General features: G+C 58.1%; 7 protein-coding genes. 1 reads left to right on the top strand and 6 read right to left on the bottom strand.

Annotation, left to right across the window (positions count from 1 at the left end):
* On the top strand, nt 1-286 hold a 286-nt coding region (locus WCO56_06780; GenBank protein ID MEI7729257.1), incomplete at its 5' end, for a hypothetical protein.
* Nucleotides 287-300: 14 nt separating this feature from the next.
* Here the strand turns inward: WCO56_06780 and WCO56_06785 are convergent.
* From WCO56_06785 to WCO56_06810, 6 genes are all read right to left on the bottom strand, one after another.
* Nucleotides 301-1,578: an MFS transporter gene (locus WCO56_06785; protein ID MEI7729258.1), complete on the bottom strand. Its 1,278-nt coding sequence runs from the start codon at nt 1,576-1,578 to the stop codon at nt 301-303.
* Between the two features lie 100 nt (nt 1,579-1,678).
* On the bottom strand, nt 1,679-2,524 hold the full coding sequence (locus WCO56_06790; GenBank protein MEI7729259.1) for a hypothetical protein: 846 nt from the start codon (nt 2,522-2,524) through the stop codon (nt 1,679-1,681).
* Nucleotides 2,517-3,587, bottom strand: coding sequence for a type IV toxin-antitoxin system AbiEi family antitoxin (locus WCO56_06795; protein ID MEI7729260.1), 1,071 nt, complete (start codon nt 3,585-3,587; stop codon nt 2,517-2,519). Before WCO56_06795 ends, WCO56_06790 begins: the two co-directional genes overlap by 8 nt.
* A gap of 154 nt (nt 3,588-3,741) precedes the next feature.
* Nucleotides 3,742-4,341: an HD domain-containing protein gene (locus tag WCO56_06800; protein ID MEI7729261.1), complete on the bottom strand. Its 600-nt coding sequence runs from the start codon at nt 4,339-4,341 to the stop codon at nt 3,742-3,744.
* A gap of 7 nt (nt 4,342-4,348) precedes the next feature.
* Entirely contained in the window at nt 4,349-7,177 is a 2,829-nt protein-coding gene (gene ileS / locus WCO56_06805) for an isoleucine--tRNA ligase (GenBank protein MEI7729262.1), read from the bottom strand.
* Between the two features lie 503 nt (nt 7,178-7,680).
* Nucleotides 7,681-8,718: a TIM barrel protein gene (locus WCO56_06810; GenBank protein ID MEI7729263.1), complete on the bottom strand. Its 1,038-nt coding sequence runs from the start codon at nt 8,716-8,718 to the stop codon at nt 7,681-7,683.
* Nucleotides 8,719-8,752: the final 34 nt, after the last annotated feature.

The following is an 8,752-nucleotide window of genomic DNA, read 5'->3' on the forward strand; positions in this document are numbered from 1 at the left end:
CCCGGAAATCCTCCCAGATAGCCTCCATGATCTGAAGCTTTCGGTCAATCGGCAGAGCTTTAACTTCTTCCGCTATCATGCGGTAACAATACCTTGCTCCCGGCAAATCTGCCAGCTAAAAGAAATTTTTACCGTTCCTGACGTGGATTCAACGGAACACGGTTTTGTTTTGGGAAACCGCAACTCCGTTGGAGCTGAGGATCACTACCTCCAATATCTGGGGCAGCCCCGTGAGAAAAAAGTCAAATGCGTAACAGCACACCCGGGGTCTTCCTTGATAAACTGAAGGACAACCTAGCATCACTTCCCCGGCTCGGCGTTCGGGCTTTCGGCATTCTTCCCTGATTCTTCACAGATTCGCTTGCGGGACCCGATCAGGACGGGAATGGAAACCGCCGCGTAAAGGCCCGCCGCAATCAGCAGCGATTCCCGCATGCCCACCCAATCCGCCAGGCTGGTGATGCCCAGGCTGGCAAAGGGCATCAGCCCGAAGAAGCTCAGCCCCACGAGGGCGGAGACCCGTCCGCGCAACGCGTTGGGCGCGCGTTCCTGAACAATGGTGTTGGCGATGCCAATCAAGGTGGATACGCCGAGCGATTGCAGGATCAACGCGGCTCCCGCAACCGCGAAACGGTGAGCCAGAGCCAAACTGATCATGGCCACCACCACCCCAACCACCGCCACCATCATTAATCGGCAACGCGTGTGCCTCGGCACCGTCAGCAAGGTGATCGAGCCGGCAAACGATCCAAACGCCGAGACGCCCATCAGCAAGCCCATGTGATGCGCCCCCAGATGCAGCACGTTGCGGGCATACAACGGCAGCATGACCACCATGACCGGAAAGACAAATACGGTGATGGACCCGATCAAGGCGATCATGGCCAGGGTGGGCTTGTCCGAGCGGGCATATTGAATGCCTTCCTTGATGCCGCCACGGCGGCGCGATTCTTCCTCGGCGGTTCCCGGCAGGCGCGGCGGCAGGCTGAACAGCGCGGCCATCAGGGCCACGAATGAAAAGGCATTCAGATAAAACGCCGACGCCGTCCCCCACAGGCCAATCACATAACCGGCCACCGCCGGGCCAATCAGGCGCGTGCCATGAAAAACGGACCGGTCAATGGCAATGGCCGTGGCCAGGTGTTCCTTGGGGACCAGTTCGGGAACCAGCGCGGACGCGGCGGGCATTTCAAAGGAATTCGAGACCCCGATGATGGCGGCAATCACCACCACGTGCCAGATTTGAATCCGCCCGCTGGCCACCAGCCAACCCGCCAGCAGCGCCAGGATGATTTGCACAACCTGGGTTGCCAGCAAAATGCCCCGCCGATCGTAGCGATCCGCACAGACCCCGCCGATCATGGAAAAGGCGATCATGGGAATGCCGGCGGCGAAATTGACCATGCCGAGCACCATGGCGCTGGTGGTGAGGTAGGTCATCACCCAGTTCTGGGCCATCACCTGCATCCAGGTGCCGGTCATGGATACGGCTTCCCCCGCCATGTACCGCATGAAGGGGCCATGGCTCAGGGCGATCCGGATTTTTCCCGGCACAGAATGGGTGGGCTCGTCGGTCACCGCTTTAACTTCAACATGACATCGCCATCAGAGCAAAGCAAATACGTGCAGAAGCAAGACGCTGCCACCCGATGACTTCCGCAATGCCGGAACTGGGTTTTCATGGGCTGCAATCCTGAAGGATTTGGCGAACGAAACCAACGGCATCTGCTTGGATTTCCGGATCGGGACGCCCGTACAGAAATTCGGCAACGCGCCTTGGACCAATGGCATCGGGATCAAGGAAATCAGCCTGCAAGTGTTTCAGGGCTTTTACGACGCTGCCGTCTGCAAGCAACGGACGCAGTTGCGCCGACACATCCGAAACACCACGACCGTAATTCCGGAGTACATAAAACAAATCATAGGCATCCTTGTTCTCACCGCGAATGTGGAACGCAAGGGCTTTGAGCGCGACAAACGCCCCTGCCCCGCACACACGAAGAACCCGAGTGGCAGTTTCCCCGGCAATGGTTCGTCCAGCCAGCGTCACGGACTGATGGTTCTTAAACGCCAGATGCAATCCGGGCGCAATGATCGCCGCCCAATCTTTCGTGAGAGGAAACAACCGTCCCGCCTGCGCTTCAGCGCTCTGCTCCGGCTCGATCAGAAAATCCACCGTCACCGGCGGATCGCTAATGCGCCAGCGCTGCCGGGTGGGTTGCCCGTTTTCATTGACATCCACAGTGAACTTGGCATTCCGCAGGCGCTCAGCGACCTCCTGATACCGTTGTTCACCCACCAGCGCGAACGCCAGCCCCAAGTCCAAATCCAGTGTGCCAACGTGAGGGGGCACATTCTCCGGCAAATTCTGTTGGTCAATCAGCAGTGACGGCACAAGCCCACCCACAACCACCAGTTCCGGCATCAAATCGCCGAGCTTCGTAGCAAGATACAGGCAGGTGGATTTTACGCGTGCCATCTGGGCGGGCGGATAACCGGCGGCAGTCGTTGGTTTCTCAGGCATGGCCGCCCTTCCTCAAGAGTTTCTGCCACAACTGATCCGCTGCTTCCACCGACCGCTCGGGATGATTTTTCAAATCCAGATACACCTGCACCGGATGAACACAGCGGATGCCATTGCGCGCTTCCGCCCCATGAAACACACCTTCATCATTCGGCACGACGAACCACACATTTTCGCCACGTTGTTCCTCATGGAAGCCCATCGCCTGACGTGCTGCGGCAGATGGGATTTGTGCGACGTAGAAGACGACGAGTCGGAAGCCGGCGAATTGGTTCAGCAGCCACGCTCCCGCCAAGCCGGTGACCGCGTACTCGCATTTACCTTGCTTCAACTGCCCGGCCAATTGGCGCAGCACCTCATCGCCGGAGCGCGCCGCGATGTGACCACGCACAATGCGATGCCTGGAAAAATCGTAAACCTCGCGCCAGGCAGCCAGCAGCGCGTCATAGTCCGCGACTTTAACCGCACCATTTGAATCGCGCACCACCAATTGCTGCGCTTCCAGTTGCCGGACAATGCGGCTGGTAAAACCTTCATCCAAACCACACGTCCTCGCCAGTTCCCGCTGCGTGAACGCACGCTCCGGTTCTAGCAGCAGCCAACGGGAAATCCGCGCACTCTTTGGGGCGAACAAGCTACGTGGCCGCCCCGCACGCTTAAACTGGTTCGGCTTACCTTCGATCCTCACTCGCAAACCCGGCCCGGCCAGATAGGCGTTGCCCGACAAATCCAACCAGCACACCTCCGCTTCCTCGCACAGTTTTCGCCCGACTTCGCCAATGAAAGGCACAGCCACCAATGGGATGAATTTTTGGGGGGATTTTTCGACAAACCGGCAGATGGATCGGATCGCCATCGCCACCGCGGAAGCCTGACCGGACGCCTTCCACTCCACGGCGAAGTGCAAGTTCCCCGCCGACATCAGCAAATCCGCCCGGTTATTTTCGTCTCCAGGTACTACCGGTTCGAGTTTGACGTTGACGCGGCCCGGCGGCACAGCCAGCAACTCCGCCAGCCGGCGCGGGATTTCTTCTACCATTCTTGGGGCCAATGACCGACTCATATTGCTCAAATACTATTGTTTGACCGCGCGGTCAAGTACCATAATTTAAGCAAGTAACTAAACCCATATCTTCCCGGCCATCATTGCTCACGCAGCCAGCCTGATACAATGGTCAGTTATTCGTTGAACCTGCTCCCGGTCCTCGCCCGCGCACTTACAACGGTTGCCCATCCGCTTCCTGGCGGGCGGCCTGCAGGAAATCCATCAGGATTCTGATGCGGGGCTGGGCCAAAGTGCGGGCGTTTTCCAAGCGTAATTGCGGAGGCAAGGTATTCAGGCACTTTTGCAATACCGCCAGCGCATCGCTGAAGGTCTGGTACCGCGTATCGCGTCCCACCTTGGCAAACATGCGCATGATATTCACCGCGCCCAACTGCTCCAGGATGTCGGCATCGCGCAGAATCAATCCCTCCTGGGTTTTGGGTTCCGCCTGGGGTTGATGCGTGCGAATCGCCTCCACTACGGCGGCAATTTTGGCATGGGGAAAACCCAACTTGGCCAGGATTTCCGGCGTCATGTGCATGGCATACGCCACGCAATCCCAATGGGCCAATTCCACGGGATCTTCCGGACGGTGTCCGATAAACACCCCCAAGTCATGCATCCACGCCGCCGCAAAGACGATGTCGTCATCATACGTCAACCCTTCACCGATTTTGCGGGTCAAATGATACAGGCGCGCCTGGTGACTGAACTTATCCGGCGGCTGGGCCTGTTCATGAATATAGGCAACAATATGGTCGCGCCAACTCATAGGCAGCTTACGCGAGCTTCACCGCCGGCAAACAGCGCGCACAGAGCGTGGGATGGGCCGGGTTGCCGCCCACATTGGTCTCCCAATGCCAGCAGCGTTCGCATTTCTCGCCTTCCGCCTTGGTAACCGTTACCGCAAGGGTCTCCCCGGTTTGCACCGCCAACTGGGAAACATTCAGCAGTTCCTGCAGCGCGGGACCGTGCGCTTGCGCCAGCGCGGCATCCGCGGCGGGCAAGGTAAAGGACACTTTGGCCTCCAGTGATTTGCCAATGTGCTTGGATTGCCGGGCTTTTTCCAATTCCGGCAGAGCCGCTTCGCGCAAGGCAAACAGACGCTGCCAGACGGAATTATCTTCCTCAGATTGGGTGAGCCCCACCGGTTTCCAATCGCTGGCATGTACGGACGGCGTGGGACGGCCCGGGATGTGCTCCCAGGCTTCATCCGACGTGAACGCCAGGATGGGAGAAAGCAACTGGCTCAAGCCAGTGACCAGACGATAGAGAGCGGTTTGGGTGGAACGCCGCCGCGCGGACTGCGCAGGATCGGTGTACAGCCGGTCTTTCACGAGGTCATGGTACATGGCGGAAAGTTCCACCGCCGCAAACTGGCTGATCCGCTGATAGACCACATGGAATTCAAACGTCTCATAGGCAGCCGTGACCGCCTGTTCCAGCTTGCCGAACTCGCCCAGAATCCAGCGGTCAAGCCCAGTCAATTCGGCATCCGGCACGGCGTGCTTGGCCGGATCGAAATCAAACAGGTTGGAAAGCTGGTAACGCAGCGCATTGCGGATGACACGATAGGTTTCGCCCACTTTGCGCACACGCTCCTCGCTGACGACAATGTCGTTGCGATAATCCTGCGAGGCCACCCAGAGCCGCACCACATCGCCACCGAAATCCTTGATGTACTGCTCGGACGTCTGTGGTTTGACATAGCCCCCCTGCCCTTGCTTGCTCTTGGAAATTTTTTCGCGGTCCGCGTCCACCATGAACCCATGGGTCAGGACGGTCTTGAACGGAGCGGCACCATTGCCCGCCAGGGATAGCAGCAAGGAGGATTGGAACCAGCCGCGATGCTGGTCCGAGCCTTCCAGATAGACATCCGCCTGCCATTGATCCTTGCCGGTTTTACCGGGGTGCTGCAATTCCGGGCGCTGCATCAGGACGGCGCGGGAACTGGTGCCGGAATCAATCCACACATCCAGGGTATCGCCGGATTTGGCGACGGCTTCCGGGCCGTTCCAATCTGTCGGCTTGAGCAGTGTCCATAATTCCGCCGCTGTCTTTTCAAACCAGGCATTGCTCCCGTGCTTCTCGAACAAATCGGCCGCCGCCCGCACCACGCGCGCATCCAGGATGGGATTGGATTGCGCGTCGTAAAACGCCGGGATGGGCACGCCCCACGAACGCTGGCGCGAGATGCACCAGTCAGGGCGGGTTTCCACTGCGCCCTTGATACGGTTGACACCCCACTCGGGCACCCAGGTGACGTTGTCAATTTCCGCCAGGGCCTGCTGCCGGAATTGCTGATGATCCACCCGAATGAACCACTGGTCCATGGCGCGGAAGATCACCGGCGATTTGCTGCGCCAGCAATGCGGATAGCTGTGGTGATAATTCTCCTGATGCACCAGCGCATGCCGCGTGCGCAATTCATGGAGCACCGCTTCGTTGGCATCGCTCTTGCCGTGCTTTTCCAGGATGGACTTGCCCAAGAGCGCCTCGGGCATCTGCTGTTCGCGCGGCAGATCGGTGGTGATCGCCAATCGTCCGTCGTCATCCACCGGAGAATAGATGGGCAAGCCGTTGCGCCGCCCAAGTTGATAATCTTCCAAACCGTGACCGGGCGCGATATGCACAAAGCCGGTGCCAGTGGTGTTATCCACAAAGTCGTCCCCGGCAAAAAGCTTGCCGGTGCGCTCGCAGAACGGATGCTGGAACTCCAGCAACTTCAGGTGATCGCCATCGAGGCTGCGAATGATGCTGTATTCCCAGCCGCACTTTTCAGCGATCGTCCCCAGCAACATGGTGGAGACAATGTAATCCTCGGAAAGCTCCGGATTATCCTGGCGCGGCACGCGCACGAGCGAATAGGTGAAGGTGGAATTATACGCCACCGCCAGATTGGCGGGCAGCGTCCACGGCGTGGTGGTCCAGATGATGATATAGGTGTTATCGTGTCCGACCACCGGGAATTTTACATACACGCTGGGGCTGACATGGTCGCCGTATTCCACTTCCGCCTCGGCCAAGGCCGTACGACAGGGGATGCTCCAATACACCGGCTTCTTGCCGCGATACACGAACCCTTTTTCCACCAGGTCGGCGAACAAGCGCAGTTCCTGCGCCTCGTATTCCTTGTTCAGCGTCAGGTATGGATTCTCCCAGTCGCCCAGCACGCCTAGGCGCTTGAACTGAACGCGCTGGGTATCAATGAACCGGCGGGCATAGACCTCGCAGGCTTTGCGGATGGCCACAGGATCAGCCGTGGTGTCGCCCGCCTTGCGCATGTCCTGGGTGACCTTGAATTCGATGGGCAGTCCGTGACAATCCCAGCCGGGCACATACGGGGCGTTAAAGCCACGCAGCGTTTTATACCGGATGATGATGTCCTTGAGAATTTTGTTCAGCGCGGTGCCGATGTGGACGTCGCCGTTGGCGAAGGGCGGGCCGTCATGCAGCACGAACTTGGGAGCATGGGCGCGCGCGGCTTGGATTTCCCAATACAAGTTTCGAGCCTCCCACTGGGCAAGGCGCTGGGGTTCACGCGTCACCAGGTCCGCCTTCATGGCGAAATCCGTGCGCGGCAGATTCAATGTGTCTTTGTATTCCATTTGAACAACAATTAAGGGGGCGGAACCTACCACCCCACCCACCATTTTCAAAGCCTAAAAGATGCGTGGGGTAAAACTCGATCTGCTTCCCCTCCCTAGAAACCCCCACTTTCACAAAGAGCGAAATTCTTTGGTTCGTGGGGAGGGGGCCGCGACGCCGCTTTGGATGGGCGCACAAGCCATCCTGTGATTATTCCGTCCCGCTGGGCGGCGGCATGCCGCCTGACGTAATTGGGAAGCCGCAGTGGACTCCCGCGCTCACGCAACTGGACCGAGTAAATCCAAAGCGGTGTCGCCATCCGCCCCGTTCTCCCCCCGGCTGTTGTCACCGCACTCCAAAATTTCCCGCGCCACCATATTTGAGACTCGTTACATCGTCACCTACGTTTGCGGTTGGGCTTCCCCAGGAACCCCCACTTTCAGGTTCATGGATTCAAAAAGCGAAATCTGGTTCCAGGGAATTCTCCCCTTTCGCTTCCTGGCAGGAACAAGCTTCAGGCGCGTCACTTGCCCATCAAATGCTCCAGCACCATTTGGTCAAGGGCCTGATAATCACGATTGGCCACCAACGCTTTGGCTGCCTTTTCGTCGAAACTGCGCGCTTTTTGAACCAATCGCAGGAAGGTGCTCCGGCTGTTGACCAAATGCGCCATCCAATGCTCCGCTTTGGTGGCGCGGAACGGATGCACATCGAAACAGACATATTCGCCATGATTTCCGTACTCGTTGCGTTCGAGGGCGCGCACCTGATTGAACGCCACACGCAGGTTGGCGCTGCCAAACGGTTTGTCCTGATCGAATTTTAAACCGTTCTGATCATTCAGATGCAAGGACCACAATTTGCCGAACGCCATGGCAAAATCAATTTCGTCTGCAGGGTCCAACCCGGCGAGGATGGCGTGGGCACTCTCGATCAAACAGCCGACCCGTTTGGCATCGCACGTTAGTTGTGCAATCGCCAGGGCATGGCCAATCGTGGGTACGTAGGCGTGATCCATCGGTTCATTGGGCTTGGGCTCGATGACGATGCGAATCTGCTTGTCGTATGACAACATCGCATCCACCGCCTCGACCAACTGATCCACCGCGCGCCGGGCGTTTTTCGATTCCCGAATATAAGACCCTTCGCGCGCCAGCCACAAGACGATCAAATCAGTGCCGAGATAACGCGCCACATCAATGCAGCGCAACGACCGTTCAATGGCATACTGACGGCACTTGGCGTCATTGCTGGTATAGGCGCCATCAATGGTGTTGGGACTAAACCATAAGCGGGGGGCCACCATTTCCGCCGCGATGCCCGCGTCGTCCAGGCGCTTCTTCAACTGCTTGGATTCCTGGCGGAGCTGGGCGTCATTCTTGTTATCAATGTCCGGGACGGCATCATCGTCATGGAACATCATCGCATCAAATCCATGCTTTTTGAGTTGTTCGAGCTTCCAATCGAAGGATTGAGCGATACGCGTGGGCGGACCGTAGGGATCCTGGCCTTCACTGAGGTTCCACGGGCCGAAACAGAATTTATAATTTTTCTTTGGCATAGGTCTGGAGGGCACTCTGCCTAAAATTCTTCCG

The sequence above is a fragment of the Verrucomicrobiota bacterium genome, from assembly GCA_037139415.1.
In the GTDB taxonomy this organism is placed as follows: domain Bacteria; phylum Verrucomicrobiota; class Verrucomicrobiia; order Limisphaerales; family Fontisphaeraceae; genus JBAXGN01.

Coding starts and splice junctions, on each gene's coding strand:
- WCO56_06790 (MEI7729259.1), bottom strand. CDS start 2,524: ATGCCTGAGAAACCAACGACTGCCGCCGGTTATCCGCCCGCCCAGATG.
- WCO56_06795 (MEI7729260.1), bottom strand. CDS start 3,587: ATGAGTCGGTCATTGGCCCCAAGAATGGTAGAAGAAATCCCGCGCCGG.
- WCO56_06800 (MEI7729261.1), bottom strand. CDS start 4,341: ATGAGTTGGCGCGACCATATTGTTGCCTATATTCATGAACAGGCCCAG.
- ileS (MEI7729262.1), bottom strand. CDS start 7,177: ATGGAATACAAAGACACATTGAATCTGCCGCGCACGGATTTCGCCATG.
- WCO56_06810 (MEI7729263.1), bottom strand. CDS start 8,718: ATGCCAAAGAAAAATTATAAATTCTGTTTCGGCCCGTGGAACCTCAGT.